Origin of the sequence: Pulveribacter sp. (assembly GCF_032079985.1) — a bacterium.
Taxonomy (GTDB): Bacteria; Pseudomonadota; Gammaproteobacteria; order Burkholderiales; family Burkholderiaceae_C; genus Melaminivora.
In genome coordinates this window covers 1-15,446 of the sequence record NZ_DAMATK010000010.1, presented here as the reverse complement: position 1 = coordinate 15,446, position 15,446 = coordinate 1, and the positions used below count along the sequence as shown (strand labels likewise).

16 protein-coding genes and 1 pseudogene are annotated in these 15,446 nt (G+C 64.3%); 3 read left to right on the top strand and 14 right to left on the bottom strand.

The features are described 5' to 3' along the window. Nucleotides 1-5: 5 nt before the first annotated feature. The 4 genes from RT282_RS16275 to RT282_RS16260 all read right to left on the bottom strand — a co-directional run bounded on the left by RT282_RS16275 (nucleotide 6) and on the right by RT282_RS16260 (nucleotide 3,787). On the bottom strand, nucleotides 6-1,598 hold the full coding sequence (locus tag RT282_RS16275) for an efflux RND transporter periplasmic adaptor subunit (RefSeq protein ID WP_313315967.1): 1,593 nt from the start codon (nucleotides 1,596-1,598) through the stop codon (nucleotides 6-8). 2 nt (nucleotides 1,599-1,600) lie between these two features. Next, nucleotides 1,601-2,926 (bottom strand): TolC family protein, encoded by a 1,326-nt coding sequence (locus RT282_RS16270; RefSeq protein WP_409519505.1) that lies wholly within the window; start codon nucleotides 2,924-2,926, stop codon nucleotides 1,601-1,603. 165 nt (nucleotides 2,927-3,091) lie between these two features. After that, a complete protein-coding gene (locus RT282_RS16265; protein WP_313315963.1) occupies nucleotides 3,092-3,445 on the bottom strand; it encodes a hypothetical protein in 354 nt (117 codons plus the stop codon). Nucleotides 3,446-3,649: 204 nt separating this feature from the next. Continuing rightward, complete coding sequence (locus RT282_RS16260; protein WP_313315961.1) at nucleotides 3,650-3,787, bottom strand: hypothetical protein; 138 nt, start codon at nucleotides 3,785-3,787, stop codon at nucleotides 3,650-3,652. Between the two features lie 342 nt (nucleotides 3,788-4,129). Between RT282_RS16260 and RT282_RS16250 the strand changes: the two genes are divergently transcribed. Then, nucleotides 4,130-4,816 (top strand): heavy metal response regulator transcription factor, encoded by a 687-nt coding sequence (locus RT282_RS16250; protein ID WP_313315959.1) that lies wholly within the window; start codon nucleotides 4,130-4,132, stop codon nucleotides 4,814-4,816. Further along, nucleotides 4,813-6,135: a heavy metal sensor histidine kinase gene (locus tag RT282_RS16245; protein WP_313315957.1), complete on the top strand. Its 1,323-nt coding sequence runs from the start codon at nucleotides 4,813-4,815 to the stop codon at nucleotides 6,133-6,135. The genes RT282_RS16250 and RT282_RS16245 overlap by 4 nt, the downstream gene beginning before the upstream one ends. Before the next feature lie 36 nt (nucleotides 6,136-6,171). Here the strand turns inward: RT282_RS16245 and RT282_RS16240 are convergent, their stop codons facing one another. From RT282_RS16240 to RT282_RS16230, 3 genes are read right to left on the bottom strand one after another with little or no spacing between them, the layout of a single operon-like run. Further along, a complete protein-coding gene (locus tag RT282_RS16240; RefSeq protein WP_313316053.1) occupies nucleotides 6,172-6,858 on the bottom strand; it encodes a transporter in 687 nt (228 codons plus the stop codon). 9 nt (nucleotides 6,859-6,867) lie between these two features. Next, nucleotides 6,868-7,152, bottom strand: coding sequence for a double zinc ribbon domain-containing protein (locus RT282_RS16235; protein ID WP_313316048.1), 285 nt, complete (start codon nucleotides 7,150-7,152; stop codon nucleotides 6,868-6,870). A gap of 20 nt (nucleotides 7,153-7,172) precedes the next feature. Then, nucleotides 7,173-9,620 (bottom strand): heavy metal translocating P-type ATPase, encoded by a 2,448-nt coding sequence (locus RT282_RS16230; RefSeq protein WP_313315955.1) that lies wholly within the window; start codon nucleotides 9,618-9,620, stop codon nucleotides 7,173-7,175. 103 nt (nucleotides 9,621-9,723) lie between these two features. Here RT282_RS16230 and cadR point away from each other — a divergent pair, with 103 nt between their 5' ends. Then, the gene (cadR, locus tag RT282_RS16225; protein ID WP_013517151.1) at nucleotides 9,724-10,179 is read left to right on the top strand and encodes a Cd(II)/Pb(II)-responsive transcriptional regulator; all 456 of its coding nucleotides are present in this window, start codon (nucleotides 9,724-9,726) and stop codon (nucleotides 10,177-10,179) included. On the opposite strand, the gene RT282_RS16220 is transcribed toward cadR, so the two are convergent. From RT282_RS16220 to RT282_RS16190, 7 genes and pseudogenes are all read right to left on the bottom strand, one after another. After that, a complete protein-coding gene (locus RT282_RS16220; protein WP_038215338.1) occupies nucleotides 10,180-12,162 on the bottom strand; it encodes a relaxase/mobilization nuclease domain-containing protein in 1,983 nt (660 codons plus the stop codon). It abuts the gene before it with no gap. Nucleotides 12,163-12,398: 236 nt separating this feature from the next. Further along, nucleotides 12,399-12,578, bottom strand: coding sequence for a hypothetical protein (locus tag RT282_RS16215; protein ID WP_313315951.1), 180 nt, complete (start codon nucleotides 12,576-12,578; stop codon nucleotides 12,399-12,401). Then, nucleotides 12,575-13,174: a S26 family signal peptidase gene (locus tag RT282_RS16210; protein WP_313315949.1), complete on the bottom strand. Its 600-nt coding sequence runs from the start codon at nucleotides 13,172-13,174 to the stop codon at nucleotides 12,575-12,577. The genes RT282_RS16215 and RT282_RS16210 overlap by 4 nt, the downstream gene beginning before the upstream one ends. Beyond that, nucleotides 13,171-13,728 carry a DUF2840 domain-containing protein gene (locus RT282_RS16205; RefSeq protein ID WP_313315947.1) on the bottom strand — a complete coding sequence of 186 codons (558 nt, stop codon included), beginning with the start codon at nucleotides 13,726-13,728 and terminating at the stop codon, nucleotides 13,171-13,173. Before RT282_RS16205 ends, RT282_RS16210 begins: the two co-directional genes overlap by 4 nt. Beyond that, a complete protein-coding gene (locus RT282_RS16200) occupies nucleotides 13,725-13,988 on the bottom strand; it encodes a chromosome partitioning protein ParB (RefSeq protein ID WP_313315945.1) in 264 nt (87 codons plus the stop codon). Before RT282_RS16200 ends, RT282_RS16205 begins: the two co-directional genes overlap by 4 nt. Then, the gene (gene parA, locus RT282_RS16195) at nucleotides 13,985-14,623 is read right to left on the bottom strand and encodes a ParA family partition ATPase (protein ID WP_313315943.1); all 639 of its coding nucleotides are present in this window, start codon (nucleotides 14,621-14,623) and stop codon (nucleotides 13,985-13,987) included. The genes RT282_RS16200 and parA overlap by 4 nt, the downstream gene beginning before the upstream one ends. 253 nt (nucleotides 14,624-14,876) lie before the next feature. Next, nucleotides 14,877-15,392, bottom strand: a pseudogene (locus tag RT282_RS16190) (replication initiator protein A); the annotation flags it as partial. Nucleotides 15,393-15,446 lie beyond the last annotated feature (54 nt).

Sequence of the window (15,446 nt, the reverse complement as noted above, 5' to 3'; positions counted from 1 at the left end):
CGGTATCAATGGGTGTGCTCGGCAGAGGCTTTGCCGAGTTCAGACTTGACGACGAAACTGCCTGCGGCCGCATATGCCGCCCCTGCTTGAAGACCTTGCAGTACCTCGACCCGCTTGCCATCGCTGCGACCCAACTGCACAGGCTGGGCCACAAAGCCGTCCTTCACCTTGACGAAAACGACCGGCTTGTCCCCCAGGCTCTGAATAGCGTCGCTAGCCACGCTGACTGGCACGGCGGTTTCGGACGCGATCACTTCCACATTGACGAACAGACCGGGACGCCACGCGCCCTGGGGATTGGCCAAGACCACACGAGCCTTGGCCATGCGGGTTTGTTCGCCGATCAGTGCACCCACGAAAGTGATGATCCCTTGTGCGCTGGCATCAAATGCCGTGGCTTTGATGCTGACCTTTTCACCCACTCTGACCAGCGGCAAATCCTTGGCGGGCACGTTGATCTCTGCCCAGACCTGGCCCAGTTCGGACACCGTGAACACGGCGGCGTCTTCCTTGACGGCCTCGCCCAGGCTGAGGTGCTTTTCAATCACCACGCCATCGAAGGGCGCACGCAACTCGAAGCGGTTCAGCCCGCCCGAGGAACCTGGGGCCAAGCCCACGGCCGACAGCTTCTGCTGCGCGTTGGCCATGGCGACCCGCGCCTCGTTCAGCGCCTGGCCGGCTTGCAGGTAGTCCTGCTCGGCGGAAATCTTCTGTTCCCACAGCCGCTTCTCGCGTTCAAAAGTTGTCTGGGCCAAGGCCAGCCGCTTTTGTGCCGTCTGCAACTCGCTGCGCTGTTCGGATGCGGCAGGGCTGGCGATAACGGCAAGCACCTGTCCCTTCTTGACCGTTTGCCCCAAACTGGCCTGCACACTTTCGACAACACCCGCAATGCGCGGAACAACGTGCGAGGTGCGGTCTTCATTCAGCCTAATCTCACCCGGCAATTGCAGGGCAGACTTGATGCTTGCAGCCCCTGCGGTGTCAATGCCGATGGATGCAGCCTTGATTTGCGCATCGCTGAGTTCGACTTTTCCTTCCTCCTGGCTGAAGCTGAACGTGAAAAGCGCGTTGGCTGTCTGAGCCACGATGCTGATCTCGAACGCATGAGGTTCCGGGACAATCTCTCGACTCAACAGGCTGTCCTTGTCGGGCGTGAAGTTGAGCACCTGCTTCTCCCCAGTCAGGCGTGTAACGGTAGCGCTGACCTTGGCGGCGCTGCTGGCTAGCGCCTTTTCCTTTTCGTAGAGCCAGATTCGCAGGCGTGGTTCGCCGCCGTCCTCAGCGAGTAAGGCTTCCAATCCGAAGTCCCCTTCTTTGAACAGCTTGCCGCCATGCGGCCCCTTGCTTGACCCCTCGTGGTGCTCGCCGTCCGCATGGCCTTTGTCGTCCTCGTGGGAGTCTGCGCCCGTCTTGCCATGATTCTCACCATCACTGTGGGCCTTGGCTTCCACGTGGCTGCCGTGGCCCTCGCCCTCAGCGCTCTTATCCGTCTTGCCGCCGAGAATGGCGCTGCCCAGTCCTATGCCCACTGCGGCGATCACGGCGATGGCGAACCACTGCTTCTTGCCGACGTTCAGTTTGTTCGTTTCAGGTTTCATGTTCATTCCTTGTTTGCAGGCAGGGTGGTCGTGGATTCGGACGCGCCGATCACGCGATCCATGTCCGCCGCCGCGCGGTGCGCATCGGCGAGCGCCTTGAGGTATTGGGACTTGGCGGCAAAGTAGGTGCGTTGCGCGTCCAGCACTTCCAGATAGTTGAACTTGCCGTAACCAAAGCCCACGGTGGCCGCGTCATAGGCGCTCTTGGCCCCTGGCAGCACCTCTCGCTGCAATATGTCAATCTCGCCGCGAACCGACGCCAGCCGCTCGCGGGCTTGCAACACCTCTGTGCTGAGGCGCAGATTCAACGCCTGGAGTTCATCCCTCGCCTTGTCTTCACGCTTCAACGCTTCCTGCAGATTGCCCTGATTGCGGTCGAACAAAGGCAGCGGCACGGAAATTCCGAGCATCAACTGATTGCGCGCTAACTCGTTCGGACGCTTCACGCCCAAGCTGACCGTGACATCGGGCGTCTGCTTGCTGCGCTCCACGTCGGCCAGCGACCGGCGGCGTTCGATCTCCAACTGCGCCCGGCGCAGTGCCGAAGAGGCCGACAGGCGCTGCTGGATGTCATCCAGCGAAGGGAGGTTGGGAAGATCGTCCACACTGCCCGCTACCTGGGTGAAACGCGGCGGGTTGGCCCCAAGCAAACTGGCCAGCCGCGCGCGGGCACTGCGCTGTTCGCTCTGCGCTTGCGCCAGTTCGACCCGCACGCCGGCTTCGGCCACCCGAGCCTTGGTTTCTTCGACCGGGGACACTTTGCCCGCAGTCACGCGCTTGGCAACGGCATCCGTCGCTTGCTTAGCCAGGTCAACGCTGTCCTGGGCCAAGGCCGTGCGATCCTGGGCGGCCAGCGCCTCAAAGAAGGCGGCAACCACAGCGGCGCGAATTTCGACGCGCCGCGTGTTCAGTTCTTCAACTGCGACGTCACGCCCTCGCTCTGCCGCGGCAATGCGGGCAGCGCGCTTGCCCCCCAGTTCTATAGGCAGATTGATCTGGACGCTTTGCGTGCGGGTTGGCGTGCGTTGGTCTTCGAGCGAGTACGCCAGCTCGGGATTGGGACGTACTCGTCCCTGAATTACCTGGCCCTCCACGGCCTCGATTTCCCGTTGGGCGACGGTCAGGTCAAGATTCGCCTCCAAAGCCAGCGCGACGGCCTTTTGCAGGGTCAGGGGCGCTGCTGCTTCAATCTGCTCTACGCCGTTGGCGCTCTGCCCAAGAGCTGATGCCGTCGGCAATAACTGAGCGAAAGCCGTCCCCGTCATGAGCGCAAGGAGCAAGCCTGCCGCAACCGCCCTCGCGTTGTAATTGTGAATATCCTTCAGCATCCGATTCTCCAGTGATTTGAAATACACAAGGGAATCGGCGGGGGCGATCCAGATGATCGCCAGCAACGTCATCACATCAGCCGCGCGAAGCCGGCTGGATACCGTAGCGCGCCATGCGCGACGGCAGGGGTGAGGACGAAGGGAGAGGAACGCGCTCCCCGCCGATCAGGCGAGGACACGCCACTGAGGGCGCTCTAAACGTTCGGGTGGAGGCGCAGCGAGGTGTTCCGGGCGGTACCCCGTATCCAGGGACGGGCTGACCGGCGACGCCAGCTTGACATCCCTTGACAAGACCGAGAAGTACCCGGCATGACAGGACGCGCAATCAGGATCGCCGCCCAGGGTCTTGGCCGAATCAGGGCTGGCGTCCTTGCCGTCGGCCGCCTTGTGCTGGTGCGCATGGTGGCCGAAGTGCTTGGCCGCAGCCCCGGTTTCATGCTGGCAATAACTGGCCACAGCCGCCCCACTGAATTGGAGCGGCAAGAACACCAGCAAGACGATGGCCAGCCATTTGCACATAGGGGTAACAGTGTAGCAGCTACAGGCTTCAATCCGCCATTCCTCGCTGCTTGGGTTTGTTTCAGAGTCCTCTCCGCGTAGCGTGCCTCCTCGCGGGTTCATCCAGAATGAAATAAGGACCGCTTCTATATTCGAATAGCTGTGGTCGCTTGACGCAACGAAGCGACACGAGGGGCACGGCAGCGCAGGGCATTGGCAGCAGTGTCAACCGCCGGAATACATTTCGAGCCGCGCACGCCGCGCTTCTGGTGATTCGCTGCGCATCTCATCGACAACCTGTTGGCGCGTCTTCGGTGCTGCGGAACTCTTGATGGGCACCGGCAGTCCACGTTGCATCAGCATGAGCGTGCCGTCCTTGCGGGCTGCCTCGACCTCGGCCAGTACCTGGGCACGGGTCTTGGGACTCTTGAAATGATCGGGGTGATACGTGAAGCCCTTCTCATTGGACGCGGGGTGCCAGAGCGAATCGGCCTAGGACGCCATGGGCAGTGCCGTGGCCAGGATAATGGCTTTCATGGCGACAAGATGGGTCAGTTTCATTACATGGTCCTTTCCAGTGTGATTTGCAGAAAATCGATATGCCCGAAGGCATGAGCACAATGTAAGAACCGGCACCGAACGGGAGTAAAACGTGCAGATGACAATTTGGACATGTTGCGAGAGACCGCAGCAGGAACGCTGCGCATGAAGCTGCTGATCGTGGAAGACGAAGCCAAGCTCGCGGACTATCTTCGCAAGGGACTCTCTGAAGAAGGCTATGTGATCGATGTGGCTGCCAACGGCATCGATGGCCTCCACATGGCCTCTGACGGCCACCACGACCTGATCGTTCTCGACACCATGCTGCCGGGCATCGATGGCTTCGGCTTGCTGGCTGCACTGCGGCAGAGCAAGCAGACGCCGGTGATCATGTTGACTGCCCGCCATCGCATCGAGGATCGCGTACGCGGGCTGAAGGCAGGAGCGGACGACTACCTCGTTAAGCCGTTCGCCTTTTCCGAACTGGTGGCACGCATCGAGGTGCTGCTGCGCCGCACCGCTGGTACTGCGCCCGCGCCTGATGCGCTGGTACTGTGCCTGGGGGACTTGCAAATGGACCTGGTGAGGCGGCGCGCTACTCGGGCCGGCCAGCGCATCGATCTGTCCGCAAAGGAATTCCAACTGCTGACGCTGCTCTTGCGCCGCAAGGGCGAGGTTCTGTCACGTACCGAAATCGCGGAACAAGTATGGGACGTGAACTTCGATCACGGCACCAACGTGATCGACGTCGCTGTGCGTCGCCTTCGGAGCAAGCTCGACCTGCCCTTCGAGCACCCGCTGCTGCACACCGTCCGTGGCATGGGCTACGTACTCGAAGATCGTCAGCCGTGAGACCCAGGCGTGCCGGATCGCTGGGACGGCGGCTCGCACGCTGGCTCGCACTTCTCACACTGGTCGGTCTGGCCTTGACCTGCCTGGGCATTTACACCGTCACCGCACTGAGCTTCAAGGAGCGGCAGAGGGACGCGCTGCGGCAACAACAGGCCCAAGTAAACCATCTCATTGCCGAGGCAGCAGAGTTGGGAGGCGGCACGCTCGCACACAAGCTCGACGATGGCATGGTCGGCCGACAGGACATGAAATTGATCCTGACCCGTGCCGACGGCAGCGTCATCTATGCCAGCGCCGGCATTCCAGTGCATCACCGCACCATAAGCATGCGATTCGAGGCCACGACCGGCACCACCCCTATCCAGGCGGTGCTGAGTCTTGATGTCAGCGAGGACGATCGTGTGCTGGAACGTCTGGCCCGCACGCTGATCGCCGCCGCCCTCGCGGGCGCAGTAGTGATTGCTGCTGGCGGATTTGCGCTAGTGCAGATCGGGCTGCGTCCCGTGCGTGACCTCTCGGCTCAGATCCAGGCACTGGAGGCCGATACTCTGCACCGGCTTCTGGATGGCTCCGCTCAACCTGACGAACTGGCTCCGCTGGTGGCCCACGTCAACGAATTGCTGAAGCGCCTGCACAAAGCCTACGAGCAACTGGAAGCCTTTAATGCCGACGTTGCGCATGAACTGTTCACGCCGTTGGCGACGCTGATGGGGGGCACCGAGGTCGCTTTGCGCAAGGCACGCGATGCCGATACGCTGCGGGATGTGTTGGGCTCGCACCTCGAAGATCTCCAGCGCATGTCGATGATCGTGCAGGACATGCTCTTCTTGTCGCAAGCCGACCGAGGAGCTGAAGCCCGCCGCGAGCATGTCGCCAGTCTGGCTGGGGTTGCGCGCACGGTGGTGGAATTACACGAGGCGGCCATTGAAGAGGCCGGGCTGAAGGTTCGTATCGACGGCGATGCCACCGGCTTGGCCGACGTGCGCCTGTTGCAGCGCGCGCTATCCAACCTGATCGGCAACGCAACCCGGCACGCGCATCCGCACAGCACCGTATTCGTGCAGATCGACCGGCTGGACGGCGAGATCGCCCTGCGGGTGGTGAACGAGGGGCAGACGATCTCAGCCGAGCATTTACCCTATCTGTTCAATCGCTTCTACAGGGCAGATGCAGCACGGTCGGATGCCGCCCGCAATCATGGGCTGGGCTTGGCCATCGTGGCCGCCATCGCCCGCATGCACGGAGGGCGGACTATGGTCGATTCGAGCGACGGCGTCACGTCTATCGGGCTCGCGGTGCCTACTCCGAACACACAATAGTTCAACGGGTCGAGCACCACCAACAGGCTGGCCCCACTAGCCAATTACTTCTTCCAGCAGGAGAAGCGCCAGAAAGCCGACAAAGAACATCGCCGTCACCCAGGGACGATCTGGCGTTTCGTGCGCTTCGACCAACAGCTCTTCGGTCACGAGGTAGAGCAATGCAACCAGACCAAACGCGAAGAAGCCGGTTAGAAGAGGGCTGGGCAGCAGCGCCACCGGCGCTCCGAGCAAGGCTCCGATCGGCAGCAGGAGTACGAGCGCGGACGTGATCGAAATGACCTTGGCACGGGAACGGACGCTCTCGCCGAGTTCCGTCGCCACCGTCAATCCCAGGAACAGAACCTCGATGGTCAGGGCAATGGTCAGAAGCAAGCCGACCTTTGGGCCAGCCGCAAACCCGATACCCAGCACCAAGCCATCAATCAGGATGTCAATGCCGATCACAGTCAGGAGGCCGGCTGGCCCCTTCGCCAACGCTTCCAGATGCTTCACCAGCAGCATGGTGGCGACGCCGATTCCGCCGCCGATCATCGTCGCCCAAGGCGAGGCCCGGTGCATGATGTCGGGCAAGATTTCGCCGGCCGCCGCCGCGAACACGACGCCAGCGGCGAAATGCTGAATCGCGCTGACCAGTGTCGGCCCCGGCCGCACGTTCACCGCGACCGTAGCTCCGATGATGGCGGCCGCTGCCGGGATCAAGGTGTAGATCCAAGCCGAGATCACCATGACTCAAGTTACCGGGTTGCCGCACTGAGCGCAGAATTTCGCGCCGATCTGAATGACGCTACTGCACTTCGTGCACGATGCTGGCACCAGCGATGTCCCACACTGGCCGCAAAAGCGAGCGCCTTGCGGATTGATCGCTTTGCATTGCGGGCAGGTGATGCCGCTGGCCGAAGGCGCTGGATTGCGCCCCCAATCATGACCGCTGGAGCTGCCGTGGCTATTGCCATACCCGTGGGAACTGCCATGGCCTCCGCCGTGTCTGCTAAAAATTCGATCAAAAATTCCCATTTTCAAACTCCACATTTGGTTTATCGACCCGCCCGCTGCCTGAGCAACCTCAGCCCGTTAAAGACCACCAGCAAGCTCGCCCCCATGTCGGCGAACACGGCCATCCACATGGAGGCGTCGTCGAAGATCGCCAGCAGCAGAAACACCAGCTTGATGCCCAGCGCGAGCGCGATGTTCTGCCATAGCACGGCGTGGGTGCGCCTGGACAGCCGGATAGTTTCGGGCAGGCGGCGCAGGTCGTCATTCATGACCACCACGTCGGCGGCCTCCATCGCGGTGTGGGTGCCCGCGCCGCCCATAGCGAAGCCGATGTCAGCCTTCGCCAGCGCGGGGGCGTCGTTGATGCCGTCGCCAGTCATCGCCGTGACGCCCAGGCGCTGCTGAAGCTCGCCGATGGCCTGCAACTTGTCTTCGGGCAGCAGGTTGCCGCGCACCTCGGCGATGCCCGCCTGGGTGCCGACGGTCTGCGCCGTCGCCAGGTTGTCCCCCGTCAGCATCACCGGCGTCACGCCCAGCACCTTCAGGTCGGCTACGGCCTGCGCGGATGAGGGTTTGATGGTGTCGGCCACCGCACAGATGGCGATGACCCGTTCGCTACTCGCCAACAATGTGACGGTGCGGCCAGATTGCTCATGCACCGCGAGGCGGGCTTCGAGTTCGGCAGAACACTGCCCGCGCTCTTCAATCCAGCGGTGGTTGGCCAGCACGTAGGTATGGCCGTCGATCACCCCCTCCACGCCGCGCCCGGCAACAGCCTGAAACTCGTCTACTTCTTGCGCGGCGGACGACACGCCGTCCGCGATGGCCTTGGACACCGGGTGATCCGACCGCGCCGCGAGGCTTCTGGCCAGTTTCTCCAGCCCCTCCAGGGCTTGCTGGCCGAGTCTCGCGTCCACGGGCTCGAAAGCCACCAGCTTGGGCTTGCCTTCGGTGATGGTGCCGGTCTTGTCCAGCGCCACGGCCTTGATCTTGCGCGCCTCTTCCAGGTACACGCCGCCTTTGATCAGGATGCCTCGCCGCGCCCCGGCGGCCAAACCGCTAACTACGGTGACGGGCGTGGAAATCACCAAGGCGCAGGGGCAGGCGATGACCAGAAGCACCAGGGCCTTGTAGGCGGCCTGCATCCAGGTCAATCCCATGAGCCACGGCGCCAACACCGCAACAGCAACGGCCAGGACGAACACCGCAGGCGTATAGATGGCCGCAAAGCGATCCACGAATCGCTGAGTGGGCGCACGGGAAGACTGGGCCTGCTCGACGGCATGGATGATGCGCGCCAGCGTGCTGTCGGAGGCGGGGGCCGTGACTCGGATTTCCAGCGCCGCAGCTTGATTGATGGTGCCGGCGAAGACTTCATCGCCAGGGCTCTTGTCCACCGGCAAGCTTTCGCCGGTCACGGGGGACTGATCAATGGCGCTCTGGCCCAAGGTCACGATGCCATCCAACGGAACGCGCTCGCCGGGGCGAATGCGCACGGTCGCGTCCACAGTGACTTCCTTGACGCCGATGCGCACCCAATTGCCATCACCTTGATGCACTTCAGCTTGCTCCGGCGCGAGCGCCAGCAGGCTCTTGATGGCGCCGCGCGCCCGATCCACGGCGCGGGCCTCAATGGCTTCCGCAATCGCATACAGGGCCATCACCATCGCCGCTTCGGGCCACTGGCCGATCAGGAAAGCGCCGGTCACGGCCACGGTCATCAGGGCATTGATGTTCAAGCGGCCCTGCCGCAGTGCAGCCAGCCCTTTGCCGTAAACCGAGAAACCCGACAGCGCGATGGCCGCCGCGGCCAGCGCCATTCCCAGCGCCTTGACAGGTACGCTGTCTGGAAAGGCGAATGCCAAGCCCTCGGCCGCCACAGCCAACCCAAGGGCGCCCAGCGATTTGCCCCATCTCGTCCAGAAGCCCGTTGGCGAGGCAACCGCAGCAGCCGACGAGCCTGTGTCGCCAAGAGGTTCCGGCTTGAAGCCTGCCTTGCGGATTGCGTCCAGCGCCTGCTGCAAGACAGGATCATCGGCGGCAATGGCCAACTCGCGTTCGCCCAGATTGAATTGCAGGCTACGAATTCCCGCCATGCCGTCCAACGCCCGGCGGATTTCCGACTCCTCCGAGGCACAGTCCATATTCGCAATGCGGAAGCGCTGGACATTCTTCGCGCCGAGGGGTTCTGGCTTGAAACCCGCTTTGCGGATCGCTTCCAGGGCCTGGGGCAGCGCGTGGTCATCGGCGGCAATGGCAAGCTCTCGATCCCCCAGGTTGAATCGCAGGCTGCGAATCCCCGCCATGCCTTCCAGCGCCCGGCGGATTTCCGACTCCTCCGAGGCACAGTCCATGTTCGCTATGCGAAAGCGTTGCGGCTCGATAGTCGTTCCATCAGACGCTGTTGGCTCGGGCACCGCAGGCACTGTTGCACAGCCACTCCCGCAGCAGGCAGGGTCAGCGTGTTGGCGTTGGCGGGCAGAGTTCATGAAATTCTCCTTTTCAGGCAAATTGGAAACCCTGTACCCACTACAGAGTCAAGCGCCTACAATGAGCCTTGGAGAAAAACCCGCGACCGCTCAAGATGAAGCTATGAAAATCGGCGAACTGGCTAAGGCCGCACATACCCAGGTAGAGACGATCCGGTACTACGAGCGTGAAGGCTTGCTACCAGAAACGGCCCGTACAGATGGCAACTACCGCATGTACGCAGAAGAACACGTTGACCGACTGTCCTTCATCCGGCACTGCCGGGGTTTGGACATGACACTGGATGAAATCCGGGTTCTATTGCGCTTCAAGGATGCTCCGCACGAGAACTGCGCCCAGGTGAATGACCTGCTCGACGAGCACATAGACCATGTGGCTACTCGCATCAAGGAATTGAAAGCGCTGGAACGACAACTCAAGACCTTGCGGGAAAGCTGCCGGGAATCCCAGCAGGCCAGTCAGTGCGGCATCTTGACCGAACTGTCCTCAGCATCGCGCCAGGTGCACGAGCCAGCAACGCGCAGGGGTCATGTTCATGGGGCGCATAGCCTCAAGTGACTAGCTCAAAGAAACTCCAAGCCGACGCCCGATTTCCCATGAGGCCGCTCCGCCACGCACCGTCGCCGCAAGCTGCTGCCCCAGTCGCTGCTCGATCACTGGCTTCCACGGCACCAAGCTGAACCCCATGCCGTCGTCCAGCATCGCGTACCGTCCGCTGGCGAGCATCACGCTCCGGCGGTAGATGCCAGCCACGCGCTGCCCGTCCGCCGTCGGGCGGTGTTCCAAGCCAGTTTCCGCAGCGATGTCCTTGGCGACCTGCGCCAGTTCTCGATTGCGCAGCGTGCCCAGCAGGTTGCGCGCCAGGATCACGCGCTGCCCGCGCCGCTCGGCCAGTCCCTGTTCGGCCAGGAAGTCGGCGCGCTGCTGCATCGCCTGTTTGGTCTCGCTGCCAAAACCCAGGTCACCCAGCCCCGAGCCGCCGCCGATCAACTGCTGGTCGAGCCAGGTGGCCCCGATCACGCGGGCCTGCCGCTCGATGGGCAAGTGCGATTTCAGTTCTACCGCCACGCCGCCCAGGCGCTGCGCGTCGTACTGGCGGCCACGCTCGGGCAGGTCGTCCGGCACCTTCCATAGCCCCTCGGCCACACGTTCCACGATGCCTGCCCGGCGCAAGGCTTCCAGTCGGCGGACGTGGGTGGCTACCACCTCTTGCGGATCACGGCCCGGTACGGCCTGACCCTGGGCGATCGCAAGGTGATGGTCGGTGCGGTACAGGCCATCGCTCGCCAGCGCGGCGATGTTCTTGTCGGCCGCGCGCACATCGGCCGATCCCTTCACCCCCACCACCGCGCCGGCCGGATAGTTCGCCAGTTCGTCGCGGGCATTGAGCGCGACGTAATGGGCCTTGCCGTCCACGCCGTCGATGACCAGATAGCCCCGGTCGCGCAGCTCGTCGGCCAGCCCCTTCGCGGCCACGCGGCCGAGGATGGTTCGGCCATCGTCTCCCGGCTCGAACACCGCCAGCTCGCGCGGCTCGCCGCGCATGGCCCGCCGCATGGTGCGGATGATGTCGCCACGCTCACCCAGGGCGCGCAGGGTCTTTTCGGCGTCGGCATGGACGGCCCAGGTGCCCGGCTGCATCTCGTCGGCCAGGCCCAGGCGCTGCAAGCGTTGCAGGCGGCCGACCAGCAGCAGGCGCTGGCGTTGCAGCCGCGGTTCGTTGAACTGTTCGATCTGTACCCGGCCGTCCTCGCCGGCCTCACGTTGCAGCGTGCGGTCGAGGCTTGTCCACCGTTCTTGCTCCACCTCGCGCTGCAAGGTCTGCTGGATCTCCAGCTCGGTGCGTGGCCCCAGCCATTCGGTCGCCAGTTCGGCGGCGCGATGGCGGAAGCCATCGGCGATGTAGTCGCCCGCGATGATGAGGTCTTTGCCGGTGTCGTCGCACCCGCGCACGATCAAGTGAGTGTGCGGGTTGTCGGTGTTCCAGTGATCGACGGCCACCCATTCCAGCCGCGTGCCCAGGTCGGCTTCCATGCGGCCCATGAGGTGCCGGGTATAGGTACGCAGGTCTTCCAGCTCCGCGCCATCCTCCGGCGAGAGGATGAAGCGGAAATGGTGCCGGTCATCGGCGCAGCGTTCCTTGAAGGCGTCGAGGTCGGCGGCATCGGTCTGCGGCCCGTAGGCTTGGCCTGGTTCGCCATCGCGGCCCACACCGTCGCGCTCGATGTAGCGCAGGTGCTTGGCGAGCGACTGCGGGCTGGCCCGCTGCTGATTGACCAGCAGCGTCTTGATGGTCACGCGCCGCGACATGGGCGTGAGCTTCGCCCCCGCGAAGCGCGCCGCCGTGTGGCCGCGCCCCAGGCGCGAGCCGGGCCGCTGGCCGGCGTGCTGCCCGTTGCCGCTGGCGCCAGGACGGCGCACCGCCGACTTGCCGCTGCTGGCCTTGCCTGCCTGCTTGAGCACCTTGGAGACGAAGCCCTGGCCCCGGTTCTTCGGGGCACTGGGGCGGATGCGGAAATCATCGTCGCGGCGGTCGGTCATGGCTGCGCTCCCTGCAAGCTCTGGCGTGTCCGGTCGTGCGAAGCACGCGGACATGCCTGCATTGGCGCGGGCTTCGCGCCCCAAGCGGCACGGCGGCGAAGCCGCGCCGTGCCGCGCCACCCCCACGTGCAGACTGGCTTTGCGGGCCGACAGGTGCCGCACCCTTTTGTCTTGCCTTCCGCATTTGCCTCCCCCTGCACCCCTGCGAACACGGCGATGGCCGCAGGCCCGCCGCGTTAGAGGCAAGACGCCTGCACGTAGGAAGGCTGCGCCGGAGGCAGCGCGAAGTGCGGTGCCCAATGCGCAGGATTGGCACCCGCACTGCACGCGCGACGACGCGGCGACAGCAGCCGGAACGACACGCCCGATAGCACGATGAAATGCACGGCAACGTGCAGTGAATCGGCGGCCATCATGGGCGTGACTCCAGCCAGATCGGACGCGCAACGCCGATCACGGCAACTACGCTGACCGGCCCGAAATACCGGCTGTCGAACGACGCCGGGTTGGTGCTACTCAGCAGGAACAGCTCGCCAGGCCGAAGGCGGCGGCACTGCTGCCAGGATGGCAGCGGCCGGCCCCAGCGATCAGCGTGCAGCACGGCGGCCGAAGGCACGCCGTCGATGCGGACGCTGCCGTTAGCAATGCACACCTCCTGCGGTGCGATCGCGCCCACGCGCTTGAGCAGCGGGATGCGCGTCGGTAGGTAGCCGCGCTGCGCAGCGAGCGCGGCAGCCTCGGTGGGCAGCGGAACCAGCACGATGCTGCCCACGGACAGCGGACGTGGCGGCGAGCTGGCGCGATGGTCGAGCGGATCGACGCGATACCAGCCCACCGCCACACTGTCGGACGGGTTGTACGTCAGACGCGGCAGCGGACGCACGAAGGACGCCCAGGCCAGCGCACCGAGGCCGCAGGCGGACAGCCCCGCCAGCACGAGGCGAGCACGCAGCCCTGAACGGGTGTGCGGGCGAGGACACGGCGCGGTGCCGGCAATGGAAACAGCGGTCATGACAACGCTCTCCCGGTCAGCCAGGCGGCGTGCCGCTCGGCGCTGTATTCGGGCAGCGGCAAGCGCGCCGCGAGCCGGTTGCCCAGCGTGCGCCAGTACGCGGGCGAGGCGCCATCAGGCGTGATGCCCTGCGCCTCGATGGCGTCGATGCGTGCCAGCACGGCGCGCACCGATTGCTCGCCCTCGGCGTGCAGCAGCAGGCGCGCGCCCGGTCGCACACCGGGGATGCGCTGAGCGTCATCCATCGGCGTACACGCCTGCATCACCATGAGTTGCCAGCGGATCGTGCCGTAGTCGTTGGCCTGCCAGCGAATGCGGCAGAACACGGCGCTCGGCGTGAACACAGCCACGCTGCGCCAGCGGTCAAGCCGCAGCGTGCGCGCCGGTTCGCCGAAGCGCAGGTAGAGCTTGAAACGGTGCTCCAGGAAGGCCAGCGAAACGCGCGTCAGCGGCGTTGAGGGAGGCCGCGCCGCGTGCGCTGGGAGTGGCTGCGACGGTGCAGCCGTGGCCGCGATGGCAACAGGTGGGATGGCAGGCAAAGCGGATGCAGTCATGGTTTGCTCTCCGGGAATTCACGCTCCAGCAGCGCGCGCAGCAGGTCGGCCACCGTCACGCCCTGCGTGAAGGCCGACACCTTGATGCGCGAGCGCATGGCGGGCGTGATGTCGAGGGTCAGGCGAGCCGTGTAGAGGTCGCCCTTCTGAAGGTCGTCGGCGCTGCCCTGGCGAATCCACGCCTCGGCGTGTGGATTCGCGGGCGGGCGTGCGCCGATGCCGACGCGCTTGCTCGTGCGTTTGCTGGCAGAACTGCTCATGACGGCCACCGCAGTAGTTCGTCCACCAGCGCGGTGATTTCGCGCGCGGCGGCGCTGTCGGGTGCCGTCTCGCGTGCAAGCCGGCCAGCTGCCACGCTGTCGGCGAACACGATGCGTTGATGCACTTCCGAGCGCAGCGCAGGAAGCGGCTGCTCGGCCAGCGCGCCGCGTGCTTCGCGCCCAATCACAGTGGCACTGACTCGCCGATTGATGACGAAGGCCGCGCGCAGCGCAGACCGGAAGACCTGCGCCTCGCGAATCAGTGCCACCATCTCGGCACTGGCCCACAAGTCGTAAGGGCTGGGCTGCACTGGGATCAGCACGCGCTCGGCCGCCAGCAGTGCGGAGCGCGCCAAGGCGGCAATGCGCGGCGGCCCGTCGATGACGACGTGATCGGCCCGCCTGGCGAGTTCTGGCGCCTCCTGGTGCAGCGTTTCGCGTGCAAGGCCCACGGCGCTGAACAGCCTCGGCAAACCTTGCTGGCTGCGGCGCTGTGTCCAATCCAGCGCGGAGCCCTGCGGGTCGGCATCCAGCAGGATGACCGACTGCCCGCGCATCGCCAACTCGCCCGCGATGTGGGTGGCGAGCGTGGTCTTGCCCACGCCGCCTTTCTGGTTGAGCATGGCAACGATCATGGCCTGGCCCTCCGTGTCGGAAAGCCTGGCTGTTGCTGCTGCTTTTCGGGCCGCGTGGTGGTTGTCCACCGAGGCGCGGCGCTTCTACTAAAAGTTAGAGAATTTAAGTTAGGGAAGTTAGGAGAGGCCGAAACCCGCGCCAGCATTGGCTTTGCGGCCGATTTTGTTGCCTGATAGCACGAGGATTCGTTGCCTGATAGCACGATACCTCTGTTGCCTGATAGCACGAGTCCGTCCACAGGCTGCGCAACAGTTATCCCCGTGCCGTGGACGGCACGGGTCGGAACGTCAGCAGCGGCGAGGAAATACCCGAGACGTACTCGATGCCCAACTGGTAGCCAGGCAAGGCTTGCCGCGCTACCAGCGCCCGCAGGTCGGCGGCGAAGTCGTAGTACCGCGCCACGCTGCCCGATTTGCGGTACAGATGCTGGAAGTCGAATTGCCAGCCGCCCGGCTGTCGCCCGCCATGCTTGCGCACCAGCCGATACAGCCACCGCTCGATGCCGCCAGTCAGCCGGAAATACGCCGGGTCGATGGTCAGCACCAGAGCGGCATCGAGCACGCCCGCATAGAACCAGTCCGGCAGGATCAATTCGAGACCCAGCGGCGTGCCCTTGGCATCCGCCAGTTCCTTCCACTCGTTGATCCACGAGAAGCGGTGCAGTCGTCGCCCGCTCGTCTCGCGGATCGACGTGGCCACGGTCGTGGATTGCAGACGATCCAGCGCGGCTTTGAGGCGCTGGTAGTCGCGTAGCGACGTACCGCGCCCTGAATCGCCCCGGATTCCCTAGACACTTTTGAGCCGTTGGGAATGGCGTCTCTC